The sequence below is a fragment of the Streptomyces sp. NRRL S-87 genome (assembly GCF_000719335.1).
Taxonomy (GTDB): domain Bacteria; phylum Actinomycetota; class Actinomycetes; order Streptomycetales; family Streptomycetaceae; genus Streptomyces.
Genome location: NZ_JOGB01000038.1, coordinates 1 through 16,448, shown reverse-complemented (window position 1 = coordinate 16,448; position 16,448 = coordinate 1). Strand labels below are relative to the sequence as shown.

General features: G+C 71.8%; 16 protein-coding genes. 10 read left to right on the top strand and 6 right to left on the bottom strand.

Annotation, left to right across the window (positions count from 1 at the left end):
• Positions 1-176: 176 nt before the first annotated feature.
• The 6 genes from IF43_RS0123455 to IF43_RS41015 all read left to right on the top strand — a co-directional run bounded on the left by IF43_RS0123455 (position 177) and on the right by IF43_RS41015 (position 6,929).
• Entirely contained in the window at positions 177-1,829 is a 1,653-nt protein-coding gene (locus IF43_RS0123455; protein WP_234332509.1) for an ABC transporter ATP-binding protein, read from the top strand.
• Positions 1,826-2,941, top strand: coding sequence for an ABC transporter permease (locus IF43_RS0123450; protein WP_030204052.1), 1,116 nt, complete (start codon positions 1,826-1,828; stop codon positions 2,939-2,941). Before IF43_RS0123455 ends, IF43_RS0123450 begins: the two co-directional genes overlap by 4 nt.
• Positions 2,938-4,200 (top strand): ABC transporter permease, encoded by a 1,263-nt coding sequence (locus IF43_RS42960; RefSeq protein WP_030204051.1) that lies wholly within the window; start codon positions 2,938-2,940, stop codon positions 4,198-4,200. Before IF43_RS0123450 ends, IF43_RS42960 begins: the two co-directional genes overlap by 4 nt.
• Positions 4,197-4,664, top strand: a complete 468-nt coding sequence (locus IF43_RS42955; RefSeq protein ID WP_078910383.1) for a cytidine deaminase — start codon at positions 4,197-4,199, stop codon at positions 4,662-4,664. The genes IF43_RS42960 and IF43_RS42955 overlap by 4 nt, the downstream gene beginning before the upstream one ends.
• A 181-nt stretch (positions 4,665-4,845) precedes the next feature.
• Positions 4,846-6,123 carry a thymidine phosphorylase gene (locus tag IF43_RS0123435; protein ID WP_030204047.1) on the top strand — a complete coding sequence of 426 codons (1,278 nt, stop codon included), beginning with the start codon at positions 4,846-4,848 and terminating at the stop codon, positions 6,121-6,123.
• Positions 6,124-6,452: 329 nt separating this feature from the next.
• Complete coding sequence (locus IF43_RS41015; protein WP_063753385.1) at positions 6,453-6,929, top strand: STAS domain-containing protein; 477 nt, start codon at positions 6,453-6,455, stop codon at positions 6,927-6,929.
• Here the strand turns inward: IF43_RS41015 and IF43_RS0123425 are convergent.
• From IF43_RS0123425 to IF43_RS0123415, 3 genes are all read right to left on the bottom strand, one after another.
• The gene (locus IF43_RS0123425) at positions 6,843-7,832 is read right to left on the bottom strand and encodes a sigma-70 family RNA polymerase sigma factor (protein ID WP_030204044.1); all 990 of its coding nucleotides are present in this window, start codon (positions 7,830-7,832) and stop codon (positions 6,843-6,845) included. The genes IF43_RS41015 and IF43_RS0123425 overlap by 87 nt on opposite strands.
• Before the next feature lie 96 nt (positions 7,833-7,928).
• The gene (locus tag IF43_RS0123420; RefSeq protein ID WP_030204042.1) at positions 7,929-8,597 is read right to left on the bottom strand and encodes a L,D-transpeptidase; all 669 of its coding nucleotides are present in this window, start codon (positions 8,595-8,597) and stop codon (positions 7,929-7,931) included.
• Between the two features lie 383 nt (positions 8,598-8,980).
• A complete protein-coding gene (locus IF43_RS0123415; RefSeq protein ID WP_030204039.1) occupies positions 8,981-10,333 on the bottom strand; it encodes an MFS transporter in 1,353 nt (450 codons plus the stop codon).
• Positions 10,334-10,395: 62 nt separating this feature from the next.
• Here IF43_RS0123415 and IF43_RS0123410 point away from each other — a divergent pair, with 62 nt between their 5' ends.
• Positions 10,396-11,376, top strand: coding sequence for a LysR family transcriptional regulator (locus IF43_RS0123410; protein ID WP_030204037.1), 981 nt, complete (start codon positions 10,396-10,398; stop codon positions 11,374-11,376).
• A 161-nt stretch (positions 11,377-11,537) separates the two neighbouring features.
• Here the strand turns inward: IF43_RS0123410 and IF43_RS0123405 are convergent, their stop codons facing one another.
• Positions 11,538-12,167, bottom strand: coding sequence for a dienelactone hydrolase (locus tag IF43_RS0123405; protein WP_051795943.1), 630 nt, complete (start codon positions 12,165-12,167; stop codon positions 11,538-11,540).
• A gap of 348 nt (positions 12,168-12,515) precedes the next feature.
• Between IF43_RS0123405 and IF43_RS0123400 the strand changes: the two genes are divergently transcribed.
• The 3 genes from IF43_RS0123400 (at position 12,516) to IF43_RS0123390 (ending at position 15,163) form a co-directional block, all read left to right on the top strand.
• Entirely contained in the window at positions 12,516-13,664 is a 1,149-nt protein-coding gene (locus tag IF43_RS0123400) for an adenosine deaminase (protein WP_030204032.1), read from the top strand.
• 149 nt (positions 13,665-13,813) lie between these two features.
• The gene (locus tag IF43_RS0123395; protein WP_030204030.1) at positions 13,814-14,089 is read left to right on the top strand and encodes a hypothetical protein; all 276 of its coding nucleotides are present in this window, start codon (positions 13,814-13,816) and stop codon (positions 14,087-14,089) included.
• Positions 14,090-14,359: 270 nt separating this feature from the next.
• Positions 14,360-15,163, top strand: coding sequence for a hypothetical protein (locus IF43_RS0123390; RefSeq protein WP_030204026.1), 804 nt, complete (start codon positions 14,360-14,362; stop codon positions 15,161-15,163).
• Positions 15,164-15,465: 302 nt separating this feature from the next.
• Here the strand turns inward: IF43_RS0123390 and IF43_RS0123385 are convergent, their stop codons facing one another.
• Positions 15,466-15,669: a PspC domain-containing protein gene (locus IF43_RS0123385; protein WP_030204024.1), complete on the bottom strand. Its 204-nt coding sequence runs from the start codon at positions 15,667-15,669 to the stop codon at positions 15,466-15,468.
• Between the two features lie 40 nt (positions 15,670-15,709).
• The gene (locus IF43_RS0123380) at positions 15,710-16,378 is read right to left on the bottom strand and encodes a VanZ family protein (RefSeq protein ID WP_063753384.1); all 669 of its coding nucleotides are present in this window, start codon (positions 16,376-16,378) and stop codon (positions 15,710-15,712) included.
• Positions 16,379-16,448 lie beyond the last annotated feature (70 nt).

Sequence of the window (16,448 nt, the reverse complement as noted above, 5' to 3'; positions counted from 1 at the left end):
GGCTCAATCTTTTCGTTTTTGGCAGCGCTACGCGCGTAGAGGTGTCGTGGACGCGATACTTTCTCTCACCGCCTTCCCCTGCCCTGCCAGCCCGCCTGCCCGCCCCCTGCCTTCCAGCTCCTTCGCGCCAAGGAGAGTGCGTCATCAACGCGTCCAGCCCGCCCCCCGCCGTAGAACTGCACGGCATCACCAAGCGCTTCCCCGGCGTCGTCGCCAACAAGGACATCGCGATCACCGTCCGCAAGGGCACCGTGCATGCCCTGATCGGCGAGAACGGTGCCGGCAAGTCGACCCTGATGAAGATCCTCTACGGCATGCAGAAGCCGGACGAGGGCACCATCGCCATCGACGGGGAGCAGGTCTCCTTCAACACGCCCGGCGACGCCATCGCCCGCGGCATCGGCATGGTGCACCAGCACTTCATGCTGGCCGACAACCTCACCGTCCTCGAGAACGTGGTCCTCGGCGGCGAGAAGCTGTACGGCATCGGCTCCAAGGCCCGCAAGAAGATCCAGGAGATCTCCGACGCGTACGGCCTCGGCGTCCGCCCGGACGCCCTCGTCGAGGACCTCGGCGTCGCCGACCGGCAGCGCGTGGAGATCCTCAAGGTCCTCTACCGCGGCGCGAAGATCCTCATCCTCGACGAGCCGACCGCCGTGCTCGTCCCGCAGGAGGTCGACGCGCTCTTCGACAACCTGCGCGAGCTCAAGGCCGAGGGCCTGACCGTCATCTTCATCTCCCACAAGCTGGGCGAGGTGCTGAAGGTCGCCGACGACATCACCGTCATCCGGCGTGGCACCACGGTCGGCACCGCCGACCCGAGGACGGCCACCACCAAGCAGCTCGCCGAGCTGATGGTCGGCGCCGAGCTGCCCACCCCCGAGACCCGCGAGTCGACGGTCACGGACGTCCCCATGCTGAAGGTCGAGAACCTGACGCTGGCCGCCTCCGGCATCACCGCCGAGCCCGAGACCATGGCGGCGCCGGAGCTGTCGCCGGGCGGCACGTACGTCCAGGAGAAGGCCGTCGCCGGCCGTCTGCTGCTCGACGACGTCAGCTTCACCATCCACAAGGGCGAGGTCCTGGGCATCGCCGGCGTCGAGGGCAACGGCCAGACCGAGCTCATCGAGGCCCTGATGGGCATGAACCTCCCCGACTCGGGCGTCATCACGCTGGACGGCACGGACATCACCAAGGCGCCCGTCCGCAAGCGCCGCGTCGACGGCATCGGCTACATCCCCGAGGACCGCCACCGGCACGGCCTGCTGCTGGAGTCCCCGCTGTGGGAGAACCGGATCCTCGGCCACGTCACCGAGGCGCCCAACTCCAAGCGCGGCATCCTCGACCCGAAGGCGGCCCGCAAGGACACCGAGCGGATCGTGCGCGAGTACGACGTCCGCACCCCGGGCATCGAGGTCACCGCGGCCTCCCTCTCCGGCGGCAACCAGCAGAAGCTGATCGTCGGCCGCGAGATGAGCCACAACCCCAAGTTCCTGATCGCCGCCCACCCCACCCGCGGTGTGGACGTCGGCGCCCAGGCGCAGATCTGGGACGCGATCCGCGACGCCCGTCGCGAGGGCCTGGCCGTCCTGCTGATCTCCGCCGACCTCGACGAGCTGATCGGCCTGTCCGACACGCTCCGCGTGATCTACCGCGGGCGCCTGGTCGCGGACGCCGACCCCGCGACGATCACCCCGGAGGAGCTGGGCACCGCCATGACCGGCGCCGCCCGCGGGCACCTGGAGGCCGGCGAGAACGGCACCACGACCCAGACCCAGAACGACGACTCCGCCGCGGGCGCCGATTCGCCGGAGGACGAGGCGCGATGAAGAAATTCGACAAGGACAAGCTGATCCTGGGCGCCGCCGGACCGGTGCTCGCACTGGTCAGCGCGTTCCTCCTGACCTCCCTGGTGCTGCTCGCCACGGGCGTCAACCCGATCGAGCCGATCCGCCTGATGATCGAGAACGCCGGGTACGAGGACGTCCAGGTCCTGATCCTGAACCAGACCGGCACCTACTACCTGGCAGCCCTGGCCGTCGCCATCGGCTTCCGGATGAACCTCTTCAACATCGGCGTCGACGGCCAGTACCGCCTCGCCGCCATGCTGTCGGCGGTCGTCGGCGCGGCCGTGACCCTGCCGGGCCCGCTGCACATCCTGCTCATCGTGGTCGTCGCCATGTGCGTCGGCGCCTTCTGGGCCGGCATCGCCGGTGTCCTCAAGGCCAAGCGCGGCGTCAGCGAGGTCGTCTCGACGATCATGCTGAACGCCATCGCCACCAGCCTGATCGCGTGGCTGCTGCTGCCGAAGAACCTCGGCGTGCAGCCCGAGGGCTCCAACGACCTGACCACCGGCGACATCCCCGAGTCCGGCTGGTTCCCGTCCGTGAGCATGGGCGACGCCGGCGAGATCTACGGCTTCACCTTCGTCGCCTTCGCGCTCGGCATCGTCTACTGGTTCGTCCTCAACCGCACCCGGTTCGGCTTCGACCTGCGCGCCACCGGCGCCAGCGAGTCCGCCGCCCAGGCCTCCGGCGTCGACGCCAAGAAGATGATCCTCACCGCGATGCTCATCTCCGGCGCCGTGGCCGGCCTCGCCGGCCTGCCGACGCTGCTCGGCGACACGCACACGTACAGCCTGTCCTTCCCGGTCGGCGTGGGCTTCACCGGCATCACCATCGCGCTGCTGGGCCGCAACCACCCGGTCGGCATCTTCTTCAGCGCCCTGCTGATCGCGTTCCTGGACAAGGCGTCCGCGTCCCTGGACCAGTACGGGTACGCCAAGGAGATCGCCACGATCATGAAGGGCCTCATCGTGATCGCGGTCGTCGTCTCGTACGAGCTCGTCCGCCGCTACGGCATCCGCCGCCAGCAGCAGAAGGTCGGCGAGGAGCTGGCCGCCGGCGGCGCCATGAAGACCGAGAAGGAGGTCGCGGCGTGAGCACCAGCACCGTCTCCGCGACGAGCGCCGCGCCCAAGGGCGGCGACCGCAAGAAGCTGACCCTGCCCTGGATCCTGCTGATCATCGCCGGTGGCCTCGCCCTGGTGTCCCTGGTCCGCGTCATCTCCGGCGCCGACGACCTGACCTCCGTCGGCCAGGTCTCCGGCGCCCTCCAGCTCGCCGTCCCGATCGGCCTGGCCGGCCTCGGCGGCCTGTGGGCCGAGCGCGCGGGCGTGGTCAACATCGGCCTCGAGGGCATGATGATCCTCGGCACCTGGTTCGGTGCCTGGGCCGGCTACCAGTGGGGCCCGTGGACCGGCGTCGTCCTGGGCATCGTGGGCGGCGCCCTCGGCGGCCTGCTGCACGCGATCATCACCGTGACGTTCAACGTCAACCACATCGTCTCCGGTGTGGCCGTGAACATCCTCGCCGTCGGCATCACCCAGTACCTGTCGAACTACACGTTCGCCGAGGCTCCGGGCGGCTCCTCCAAGCAGTCCCCGCGCATCGACCCGATCACCGACATCACGATCCCGGGACTGTCCGACGGCCTGTCCGACCTGCAGGCCAAGCACTGGTTCCTGATCTCGGACCTCGCCGGCGTGCTCGGCGGCCTGGTCACCAGCCTGTCGCTGCTCACGATCATCGCGATCCTGCTGATCCCCGCCACCTGGTGGGTGCTGTGGCGGACCGCGTTCGGCCTGCGCCTGCGCTCCTGCGGCGAGAACCCCACCGCGGCCGAGTCCCTCGGCGTGAACGTGTACAAGTACAAGTACATCGCCGTGGTCGTCTCGGGCGGCCTGGCCGGCCTCGGCGGCGCCTTCCTCGCCATCGTCTCCACCGGCATCTACCAGGAGGGCCAGACCGGCGGCCGCGGCTACATCGGTCTCGCCGCGATGATCTTCGGTAACTGGATGCCGGGCGGCATGGCCATGGGTGCCGGCCTGTTCGGCTTCACCGACAGCCTCAAGCTGCGCGGCGGTGCCGAGAACGTCCACGCGATGCTGCTGCTGGTCGGCATCCTGCTCGTCCTGGCCGCGGCCTGGCAGCTGTACAAGCGCAAGCACTGGCAGGCCGGCATCGCGCTGGCCGTCGGCGCCGGCGTGTTCGTCTGGTACGCCCTCACCGACGTCCTGCCGAGCCAGTTCGTGGACGCGGCCCCGTACGTCACCACCCTGCTGGTCCTCGCGCTGTCCGCACAGCGACTGCGGATGCCGAAGGCCGACGGCCTGCCGTACCGCAAGGGCCAGGGCAAGTGACCACGTCCGGCTCCGGTCCGGCCGCCGGGCACTCCGCGGCGTCCGAGGATTCCGCGGCGTCTGCGGCGCCCGCGGCCTCCGCGGTCGACTGGGAGGCCCTGCGGGCCACCGCCCGGGACGCCATGTCCCGGGCGTACGCCCCCTACTCGGGCTTCCCGGTCGGCGTGGCCGCGCTGGTGGACGACGGCCGGGTCATCACCGGCTGCAACGTGGAGAACGCCAGCTACGGGCTCGGCCTGTGCGCCGAGTGCGGGCTGGTCTCCCAGCTCGCGGCCACCGGCGGCGGTCGGCTCACGCACTTCACCTGCGTGGACGGCCGGGGCGGCCTCCTGGTGCCGTGCGGCCGCTGCCGCCAGCTCCTCCACGAGTTCGGCGGGCCGGACCTGCAGGTGGACACGCCGGAGGGCGTCCTGCCGCTCTCCGCGATGCTGCCGCAGGCCTTCGGCCCGGACCACCTGAAGTAGGCCTAGGCCCGGGGCCTCGTAGGACGGCCCTTCCGCACGGACGCGGGAGGGCCGTCCGCTTCTCCTCCTCTCTTCCGTGGGGCCCCTTGCGCCCCGCCTCTATGCGCGTAGAGTCGCGTATCTGTACGACGATGTACGAAACGGCACGTCACCGCCGTCACCGCCGGAAAGGTAGTCATCCATGGACGTCATCTCCGTCATCCGCACCAAGCGGGACCGTGGCGAGCTGAGCCCCGAGCAGATCGACTGGGTCATCGACGCCTACACCCGCGGCGAGGTGGCCGACGAGCAGATGTCCGCCCTCGCCATGGCGATCCTGCTCAACGGCATGAACCGGGCCGAGATCGCCCGCTGGACCGCCGCCATGATCGCTTCGGGCGAGCGCATGGACTTCTCCTCCCTGTCCCGCCCGACCGCCGACAAGCACTCCACCGGCGGCGTCGGCGACAAGATCACGCTCCCGCTGGCCCCGCTCGTCGCCGCCTGCGGCGCGGCCGTGCCGCAGCTCTCCGGCCGGGGCCTGGGCCACACCGGCGGCACGCTCGACAAGCTGGAGTCCATCCCCGGCTGGCGCGCCCTGCTCTCCAACGAGGAGATGCTGAACGTCCTGGACACCACCGGCGCCGTCATCTGCGCCGCCGGCGACGGGCTCGCCCCCGCCGACAAGAAGCTCTACGCGCTGCGCGACGTCACCGGCACCGTCGAGGCCATCCCGCTGATCGCCTCCTCGATCATGTCCAAGAAGATCGCCGAGGGCACCGGCTCCCTGGTCCTCGACGTGAAGGTCGGCTCCGGCGCCTTCATGAAGAACATCGACGACGCGCGCGAGCTGGCCCGCACCATGGTCGGCCTCGGCACCGACTCCGGCGTCAAGACCGTCGCCCTGCTCACCGACATGTCCACCCCGCTGGGCCTGACCGCCGGCAACGCGCTGGAGGTCCGCGAGTCGGTCGAGGTCCTGGCCGGCGGCGGCCCGGCCGACGTGGTCGAGCTGACCATCGCCCTGGCGAAGGAGATGCTCGAAGCGGCCGGCATCAAGGACGCCGACCCGGCGAAGGCGCTGGCCGACGGCTCCGCCATGGACCACTGGCGCCGGATGATCGCCGCCCAGGGCGGCGACCCGGACGCGACCCTGCCGGTGGCGCGCGAGCAGCACGTCGTCACGGCCCCGTCGTCCGGCGTCCTGACCCGCCTCGACGCGTACGGCGTGGGTGTCGCCGCCTGGCGCCTGGGCGCCGGTCGCGCGCGCAAGGAAGACCCGGTGCAGGCGGGCGCCGGCATCGAGCTGCACGCGAAGCCGGGCGACACGGTTACGGCGGGGGCGCCGCTGATGACCCTGCACACGGACACCCCGGAGAAGTTCGACTACGCCCTGAAGTCCCTGGAGGGCACGTACGACATCGCGCCGGCCGGTACCGCGTTCTCCGCGACCCCGATCGTCCTGGACCGCATCGCCTGACGGCCCGCACACCGCGCGACGGCTCGCACACCGCGCGACAGCTCGGCACACCGGTCGTCGGCTCGCACACCGCCTGACGGCCCGTACGCCGCTCAACGGCTCGCGCACCGCCTGACGGCACCACCGTTCGACGGCCCGCACCCGGCCCGGCATCCCCCCGGCGCCGGGTGCGGGCCGTCTGGCGTGCGAGGCCGTCGCCCTGCGGGGTCGTTCCCCCACCCGCCCTTTCACTCACCATGGCGCGCCGGCGCCGAAGCGGCGCGTGCGGCCGCCCGGCGGCGGACGGTGCGCTACCGATGAGTTACGCGCCTCGCACGGGTCAACCTTGCGTGACGATCACGGAGGAGCTGCCCCTGCCCGGGCCCGCCCTGCGGGCCGAAGACGTGCCCGCACTGTGCGAGGCCCTGGCCGCCCGCTACCGGCGCGGCGTGCGCGAGGTCGTCTGCGACCTCAGCGCGCTGACCCGCCCCGGCCTGCCCACCCTCGACGCCCTGGCGCGCCTGGCGCTGACCGCCCGCCGCCAGGGCGGAAGCCTCCGGCTGACCGGCATCCCGCCCGGGCTGGCGGCGCTCCTGGACCTGACGGGGCTCGCCGAGCTCTTCGCCCCCGGCGCCCGGGACCCGAACCGCGAGTCCGGCCCGCGGCTGGACCCGGACGCGGAAGCGGACGGGGGACGGGGACGGGACCCGGAGCCCGGACCGGGTCGAAACGGTGGGCGCCTAGGCGAGCCGTTCCGGGAGGCCGAAGAGGGGGAACCACCGGTCGGTGTCGAGGAAGGCGTTGAGCCCCACGATCCGCCCGCCTGACACCTCCAGCACCTGCAGTGCCCACGGCTCGTGCCCCTGGCCCGACGCGCTCGGCCGGTACTGGCCGAACGCCGGCATCCCGTTCGCCGTCGTCGGGATCAGGCGCGAGCCCTTGCAGCCGATGCCCTGGTTCAGGTGCCAGGCCGCGATGTCGGCCCGGCCCTGCAGCCACAGGTCGAACGGCGGCATCGACAGCACCGCGTCCTCGTGCAGCAGCGCGGTCAGCGCCGTGATGTCGTACGCCTCGAAGGCCTCCAGGTAGCGGGCCAGCAGCGAGCGCTGCTCCTCGTCCAGCGGGTCCGCCGACTCGGTCCGCTTGACCTGCTGCGCCGACATGGTGGCGCGCGCCCGCTGCAGGGCGCTGTTCACCGACGCGACCGACGTGTCGAGCAGCTCCGCGACCTCGTCCGCCTTCCACGCGAGCACCTCGCGCAGGATGAGTACCGCCCGCTGCTTGGCCGGCAGGTGCTGGAGCGCGGCCACGAACGCCAGCCGCACCGACTCCTTCGCCTGCGCCAGCTCCGCAGGGTCGGCCGGTGCCTGCGGCAGCACCCGCGCGTCCGGCACCGGCTCCAGCCACGTGACCTCGGGGCGGGTGTTGAGCACCGCGGAGGCCTGCCGGCCCTGCTCGGTCAGGTCCATCGGGCGGGCCCGCTTGTTCCCCGCGTTGAGCAGGTCCAGGCAGACGTTCGTCGCGATCCGGTACAGCCACGAGCGCAGCGAGGACCGCCCCTCGAACTTCTCGTACGAGCGCCAGGCACGCACGTACGTGTCCTGCACCGCGTCCTCGGCGTCGAAGGACGAGCCGAGCATCCGGTAGCAGTACCCGGTCAGCTCGACGCGGTAGCGGTCCAACGCCTCGTCCAGGTCCGGACGCGCCGCGGGTGTGGCGAGGTCGCTCATGGTGATCAGTCCCCCAGATAGATCCCTACGCATGGGAAGCTACCCGAGGGGACTGACAACGGCCCGCCGAAGCACCGGAATGCCGGTGCGGTGCCGTCAGGTGCCCGGCTTCCGCCCGTACACGAAGACGTCCTCACCGTTCTTGAGCAGGTTCCAGTACGCCTTCGCGTCGGTCGGCGTCATGTTCACGCAGCCGGCCGAGCCGGGCGGGTTCCACATGCTCTTCGTCACCGAGTGGAACGCCTGCCCGCCGTCGAAGAACTGCGAGTACGGCATCGACACGTGGTACAGGCTCGACCAGTGGTCGATGTCCCGGTAGTAGATCTTCTTCAGCCCGGTCCGGGTCTCCGTGCCGTCCTTGCCCGTGCGCACCGGCACCGGCCCGTACTTCAGGGTCGCCCCGTCCTGGATCCAGCTGAGCTGCCGGGTCAGGTCCACGCACGCGATCCGGCCCCGGTTGGTCGGGCAGGTGCCCGCCTTGTTCGGGTTACGGCCGGCCGCCCGCTGCGCCAGCATCGTGTTCATCGTCCGCCACGTCACCGGTCCCGCGTACCCGATGGTCGGGGTGATGCCGTGCTTGGCCTGGAAGGCCTTGGTCGCCTGGCAGTCCGCGACCGACTGGCGGCCGTCCACCGGTCGCCCGAGGAACTTCTCCACCTGCTTCTGGTACGGCCCGGTGCCGGCGGTGCACGAGGCCGCATGTGCGGAGCCCGTGCCCGCCGCCAGCGCGAGCGGTACGGTCAGCGCGGCCACCGCCCCCGCCAGCCCGGCCCTGCGGCCGGGGCGGAACCGCCGTATCCCCGCCGCCGCTGCCTCTGTCGTCTTCGTGCCGGTCGTGCCCGTCGCCCCCACGGCGCCCTCCGCTTTCCACCTGCTCCCGCGGGCGTGTGCTCCCGCGGTGCGTCATGTCCTCTTGGAAGAAGAGATGCACGAGGAGGGCTCGTAGTTGCGCTCCGGGAGGCCGTAGATCGGACCGTACTTACGGTGTAGGCGGGGCTACGGACCGTAGGCGGGGGGGGGCAGGTCCGGGGCGGGCCTGGTCCCGTGCGGGCCGGGCCTGGTGCGGGCCGGGTCCGGTGCAGGCGGGGTCCGGTGCGGCCGGCCTGGTACGGGCCGGGCCTGGTGCGGGCCGGGTCCGGTGCGGGTGGTCAGGCCGCCCGCGCCAGCCGGTGCCGGGTCAGGCGCCGCTCTTCCAGGCGTGCCACCCGGGTCCCGTACAGGGTGATCGACACGACGCCGAGCACCGCCACCAGCCCCAGTGCGACCGTGGCCGACCAGCCCCCCGCGTGGTAGGCGACCGCGCCGAGCGTGCCGCCCGCGCTGGACCCCAGGTAGTACGCGGACTGGTACAGGGCCGAGGCCTGTGCCCGCCCGGTCTTCGCCGCCCGGCTCACCGAGGACGAGGCCACCGCGTGACCGGCGAAGAAGCCGGCCGTGATCAGCACCAGGCCGAGCAGGATCGGGGCCAGGCCGTCCGCCAGCGAGAGCAGCAGCCCGGCCGCCGTGGTCGACACGGCCAGGTACAGCGCCCCGCGGCGGCCGGTGCGGGCCACCAGCTGACCGGCGGCTGCCGAGGAGGCCGTACCGACGAGGTAGACCAGGAACACCGAGCCCACCACGCCCTGCGGCAGGGAGAAGTCGTCGACCAGGCGGTAGCCGATCACGGTGTAGACCGCGCCGAAGACCGTCATGAAGAGCGCGCCGATGCCGTAGAGGCGCAGCAGCAGGGGGTCGCGCAGGTGGCCGCCGACGGTACGGGCCAGGGACCGCGGGTCGATCGCGGCGGGGGCGAAGAAGCGTGCCCGGGGCAGCAGCGCCCGGAAGACCAGCGCGCAGGCCAGCGCCAGCACGCCCACCGCCGCCAGCCCGGCCCGCCAGCCCCACAGCTGGGCCGCCCAACCGGTGACCAGCCGGCCGCTCATGCCGCCGATCGAGTTGCCCGCGACGAACAGTCCGATGGCGCCGACCAGCGCCTTCGGCCGGACCTCCTCCGCCAGGTACGCCATCGCGCTCGCCGGCAGTCCGGCCAGGGCTGCGCCCTGCACGGCGCGCAGCACGACCAGCGTGGTGAGGTTCGGCGCGAACGGCACCAGCAGGCCGACACCGACCGCGAGCGCCAGGGAGACCGTCATCATCCGGGTGCGGCCCACGCGCTCGGAGAGGGCGCTGAGCGGCAGTACGAAGAGGGCGAGCGCGCCGGTGGCCGCGGAGACGGTCCAGCTGGCCTGGCCGGCCGTCACGCCGAACCCGGCGGAGACGGCGGGCAGCAGGGCCTGCGTGGAGTAGAGGAGCGCGAAGGTCGCCAGGCCGGCGGCGAAGAGCGCGAGGCTCATGCGGCGGTAGCCGGCGGAGCCGGGCTCGTGCCGCTCGGGGGCCGGCCGGGGGGCTTCGGCGACTGCGGCTCGGGGCGCTTCGGCGGCTTCGGCGGGTTCGGCGGGTTCGAGGGACGACGGGGTGGAGGCACCCGTGGTGACGGGTGCCCCGGTATGAGCGGGAGGCATACGTCAAAACTAGGCCGCCGTATTTCATGCGTCCAATGCGTCGAATCGCGAAAATCGATACGCTGCCGCATAAGTGGAGCTCACGGGGGTGCTTGTCAATGAGCCGTTACGAAGAAGACATCGCCGTGACAAACCTGCTCGCCCCGCGGCTGGCCTGGTTCGCGGCCGTCGCCCGCCACGAGCACGTGACCCGCGCCGCCCACGAACTCGGCGTTCCGCAGCCGACGTTGAGCCGCGCCATGGTCCGGCTGGAGGCCGATCTGGGCGTGGCGCTGTTCGCCCGCCGGGGTCGCAGCGTGTCCCTCACCCCCGCCGGGCGTTCCTTCCTCGCCGGCTCCGACCGGGCGCTCGCCGAGATCGCCCGGGCCGCGCACGCGGTCCGGGCGGACGCCGACCCCGCCACCGGCCACGTCGCCTTCGGTTTCCTGCACACCATGGGTTCGGAGACCGTACCCGGACTGATCCGGGCCTTCCGGGTGGACCATCCGCACGTCCGCTTCTCCCTCGTCCAGAACTACGGCGAGGCGATGCTGGAACGGTTGCGGGCCGGGGAGTTGGACCTGTGCCTGACCTCTCCCGTGCCGGAGGCCCCGGACCTGGTGGGACGGCGCCTCGACGAGCAGCGGCTGCGGCTGGTGGTGCCGGACGACCACCGGCTCGCCACGCGCAAGCGGATCCGCCTCGCGGAGGCCGCCGAGGAAACCTTCGTCACCCTCGAACCGGGCTACGGGCTCCGACGGATCACCGACGACCTCTGCGCCGAGGCGGGCTTCAGGCCGCGGGTCGCCTTCGAGGGGGAGGAGGCCGAGACCCTGCGCGGCCTGGTGGCGGCGGGGCTCGGCGTGGCCCTGCTGCCGCCCCCGGCGGTGGCCCGGCCCGGGGTGGTCGAGCTGACCGTGACGGCCCCGCGGGCGGTCCGCGAGATCGGCGTCGCCTGGCTCGACGGCCACCCCGACACCCCGCCGGTCGCCGCCTTCAAGCGCTTCCTCCTCTCGCGCCGCGGGCGCCTCCTGCCGGACGGGCAGGAGCCGTACGTGGCGTGAGGGGTGGGATGGGGGTGGGCGACGGGTGGGGGTGGACGAGGGGTGGGGTGGACGGCGACGGGTGGGGGTGGACGACGGGTGGGGTGGACGACGGGTGGGGTGGACGACGGGTGGGGGTGGGTCCGGCGGGTCTGGTGGGTCCGGCTCGGGTCGCGGGCGCGTCACCCCCGCAGGGAGCGGCCGAATCCGGAGGCCAGGGGCATGCGCAGGCCCAGGGGCGGAGGTGCCGCGAGCGCGTCGGTCACCGGTCGTGAGTACCGGCCCGAGAAGACCGCGCCCAGTACGAAGTCCACGGCCAGCGCTATGACTTCTGTGCGGTGCTCGCGCAACCCGTGTCCGTCCGAATGCACTTCGAAGCGGCACGTACTGCGGTTCGCCTTCTTCGCCCGCGCCGCGAGCCGGAAGGACAACTCCGGGTCGGTTCTGGTGTCGTTGGTGCCGTGCACGATCAACACCTGGCGTCCGGCGAGGTGTTTCACCGGTTCGGGAGAGGGCCCCTCCTCGGCTTCCGGAATGCAAGGCGCGAGCGCGAGGGCCGAGTTGACTGCCTCGTGTCCGGCTGCCCGCAACGCCGCCAGCCCTCCGGCCCCGTACCCCGCGAGGCAGATCGGCACGTCCCCGTAGCGGCGCTGCGCCTCGTCCGCGCCCCATGCCGCGTCCAGGGCGAAGTCCGCCCGCCGGCCGCCGTACTGCACCACGTGCGTGACCAGCCCCTCCGTCGCACCGGCCTTGGCGAGCGCGCGGGCGAGGGCGCGGAGCGGGCCGGGGGAGAGGGGTGAGAGGGGGGACAGGGGTGAGAGGGGGGACAGGGGCGAGAGGGGGGACAGGGGTGAAGGCGGGAGGAGGGCGGGACGGGGAGACGGCGGGGGAGCCGGCGCTGGTGATGACGAAGGAAGGGAGAAGAACGGGGGTAAAGCGCGGAGGCCGGGAGCGAAGGGGGCGGATCCCGGGAGGAGGAGCACCACCCCGCTGACCGCGGAGCCCGAGCCGTTCGCCCGTCCCAGACGGGCCGTCTGCTGTGCCATGGCGGAACACTCTCAGACGGGTAGGTGTACGCCACCCGTCCGCACGGTCACTGTTACGTATCGACCCAGACCGTCGGCCGCTCGCTCTACGCGCGTAGGAGTTAGAGTTTGGAAATGACGAGCGAGACCCCCAACCTGCCCACGCCGGATCAGATCCGCCGCTCCCCGAAGGTGCTGCTGCACGACCACCTGGACGGCGGTCTGCGCCCCGGGACGATCATCGAGCTCGCCGCCGAGGCGGGCTACGAGAGCCTCCCCGAGACCGATGCCGACAAGCTCGGCATCTGGTTCCGCGAGGCCGCGGACTCCGGTTCCCTGCCGCGCTACCTGGAGACGTTCGCGCACACCTGCGCCGTCATGCAGACCCGCGACGCGCTGTTCCGCGTCGCCGCCGAGTGCGCCGAGGACCTCGCCGAGGACGGCGTCGTCTACGCCGAGATCCGTTACGCCCCTGAGCAGCACCTCGAGGGCGGCCTGACGCTCGAAGAGGTCGTCGAGGCCGTCAACGAGGGCTTCCGCGAGGGCGAGCGCCGCGCGAAGGCCAACGGTCACCGCATCCGCGTCGGCGCGCTGCTCACCGCCATGCGGCACGCCGCCCGCGCGCTGGAGATCGCCGAACTGGCCAACCGCTACCGGGACAACGGCGTCGTCGGCTTCGACATCGCGGGTGCCGAGGCGGGCTTCCCGCCCACCCGTCACCTCGACGCGTTCGAGTACCTGAAGCGGGAGAACAACCACTTCACGATCCACGCGGGCGAGGCCTTCGGCCTGCCGTCGATCTGGCAGGCGCTGCAGTGGTGCGGCGCCGACCGGCTCGGACACGGCGTGAAGATCATCGACGACATCGAGGTCGCCGCCGACGGCAGCGTGACGCTGGGCCGGCTGGCCTCGTACGTCCGCGACAAGCGCATCCCCCTGGAGATGTGCCCGACCTCGAACCTGCAGACGGGCGCCGCGGCCTCGTACGCCGAGCACCCGATCGGGTTGCTGCGCCGCCTGCACTTCCGTCTCACGGTCAATACCGACAACCGCCTGATGAGCGGCACGAGCATGAGCCGGGAGTTCGAGCACCTCGTCGACACCTTCGGCTATTCGCTCGACGACATGCAGTGGTTCACCGTCAATGCCATGAAGTCGGCGTTCATTCCTTTCGATGAACGACTGGCGATGATCAACGACGTGATCAAGCCGGGTTACGCGGAGCTGAAGTCCGAGTGGCTTTTCCGGCAGACCGCCTCCACCAGCGGGTCTGTCTCCGCGTAAGGCGGAATCGCCGATCCGGTACGGCGAAGGGAGGCGCTCGGGAGTTCGACTCCCGGGCGCTTCTTCTTATTTAAGGATGTTTGCGGGAGGGGGTTTGGGGTGGCTAGTTTGCGGAGCCGCTCAGTTCCCCGTCGCAAGGACGAGATTTCATGAAGCAGTCAGCTGCCAAGACCCTCGGTGTCGCCGTCATCGGTGCCGCTTTCGCCGCAGCCGCCGCCGGCACCGCTTCCGCCGCCCCGGCGGTGGGTGTGGCCGACGCACTGAACACCGTCACCGGTGTCGCCGGGCCGCTCGGCAACACCCTCAACCACGCCCAGGCCTCGGAGGAGGGTGTCCAGCAGTCCAGCAGCGACGCCTCCGACCCGGTCCAGGGCCTCCTCGGCGGCCTCCCGGCCGCGGGCGGTCTCCTCAACGGCGGCGCGTGACCGTTCGGTTGCCCGCGCTGCGCGCCCGTCGGCTCGGGTGAGGGCCCGCGCTGCCGCTCGTGTGCCGGTTCGTGGGCGTTGCGCGGTGACTGCGCGGCGGTTGCACCGGGGTAGTGGTGGTCGTCAATCATGCGGCGATCGAACGCGTACCGAACGGGGCGCACACCTCTTCGACGAGGTGTGCGCCCCGCCGCGTGCTGTGCCAGCATCGCCACCAACTCCCGTACGACATGCGGATGATGAGGTTCGCGGATGAAGAAGTTCCGAGACATGCGTGTGACGGCTCGGGGCGCGGCCGCGCTCCTCTCCGTGCCCCTTCTCCTGCTCGCCACGGGCTGTGCGGGCAGCGGCGGTGGCAGCGGCAGCGGCAGCGGTGGTGGTGGCGGAGGGGGACGCACGGAGAACCGGCCCGAGGGGAAGAGCTCCGGCGTGCCGGCGACGCCCGCAGCGAGCGCGAGCCCCGGCGCACCCGGGTCGACGGCGGTACCGACCGCCCGTACGCCGCTGGAGCGGGCCGCACTGGTCCAGGGCGACCTGGCCGGCTACCAGATCTCCGCGCAGGCCAAGAACCCCAATGCGCCCGACGGGCAGCCCCAGGCCGACAAGAAGACCTGCCAGCCGCTCGCGGACATCATGGGTGACAAGCCCGACCCGGCCGCGGGCGAGACCGTCAACCGGGGCGTCGGCTCCCAGAAGCAGCTCGGTCTTGCCGTGTCCGTGTCGCTGAGTGCCTACAGCGAGGTGGAGGCCAAGCACCTCGTCTCCCGGCTGCGCGAGGCGATCGCGGCGTGCGGCGACGGGTTCTCCGCCACGGTCGAGAAGCAGACCGGGACGTACAAGGACGTCCGTGGCGTCGCGTACAAGGTCGGCGGTGACGAGAGCGTCAGCTGGACCACCACTGCCGCGGCGGCGGGTGTCTCCGCCCCGGTCCACGTCGTCGTCGTGCGCGAGGGCAGCACGGTGGTGCGGCTGATGGCCCTGAACGTCGCTGCCACCAGTGGTGGGCAGCCGGTTCAGGTCCCGCACGAGCTCGCGGACCGGCAGTTGGAGAAGCTGGGCGCGGCGGTTCGCTGACGCGGTGCTGCATTCCTTCCGTTCGGGCGTTGGCGGCTCGGGGGAGGAATTCTGCTCGGGTTGGGGGTTGGGGGCTGGGGGTTGGGGGTTGGGGGTTGCCGGTTGTCGGCTGCCGGTTGCCCGTTGCCCGTGGGTGGTGGGTGGTGGGTGGTGGGTGGTTGGTGGTTGCGGGTTGCCTTTGCTGGGTGCTGGGTGCTGGGTGCTGGGTGCTGGGTGCTGGGTGCTGGGTGCCGGTTGCCGTTCCTGGTTGCCGGTTCTGGCCTCGGTCCTTTTCGGAGGGCTGGGCCCGGCCCTCCGAATGTTTACCAGGCGGCCTTGGGGGACTTCTCGGAGGGCAGCAGTGCCCACAGGGCCAGGTATATGAGGAACTGCGGGCCGGGCAGCAGGCACGATGCGACGAAGATGACCCGCATGGTGGTGGCGGAGGTTCCGAAGCGCTGCGCGAGGCCGGCGCAGACGCCGCCGATCATTCGTCCGTTGGTCGGGCGGATAAGGGGCGCGCTCATGGCTTTCTCTCCTTGGGTTCGTCTCGCTTTCTGCGATGTCTCAATACTCGCGTGGGACGACGGAGAGAACCTCACTCCAGGGAGCTATTCCGACCCTGGGAATTCTCGGGGTTGATCCCTGAGTGCCGGCGCCGCTGCTGGTGGGGGTGGTGCCGCCCCCGGTGCCGGGCTGCGGGATGAGGCCCTGGGCCGCGCCGCGGGTGCCAGGTGCGGGGTGCGGTTCCGGGCCGGCGGCCGCGGCCGGGTGCGTACGGCGCAGGCGGGACCGGAGGGCCGGTACGACGGCGAGGTGGGCGACCGCGACCCCGGTCGCGTTCAGCAGGACCGCGTCCACGTCCACGACCTGGCCGGGCACCCCGGTCTGCAGGAACAGGATCCCGAGCGAGATCAGCGCGGCCGCGGCGGTGGTGCGGACGAAGGACGCCAGCAGCGAGGGTGTGAGCCGTCCGCCGGCCATGGGCAGCAGGACCCCCAGCGGGGCCAGCAGGGCCAGGCCCTCGCCGATGCGGCGGGCGGCCTCCACGGGGCCGTAGGCGAGGTCGGTGCGGATGCCTTCCAGCGGCGTCAGGTTCGCGGCCGCGGCCCAGGGGACGTCGAGCGGGCGCAGAGTCAGCCAGCCGACCAGCGCGAGATGCGCGAAGAGCAGTACGCCGCTCACGGCCCGGAGTCGTATGGCGGCACTACCGCCCAGCTCATGACGCTGTTGCACGCCTGGAAGGACGCCGGAGCCGGGGGCGGCGGTTCCGTGGGGTTGGGTGGGGGTGGGGTGTGTATGGGGT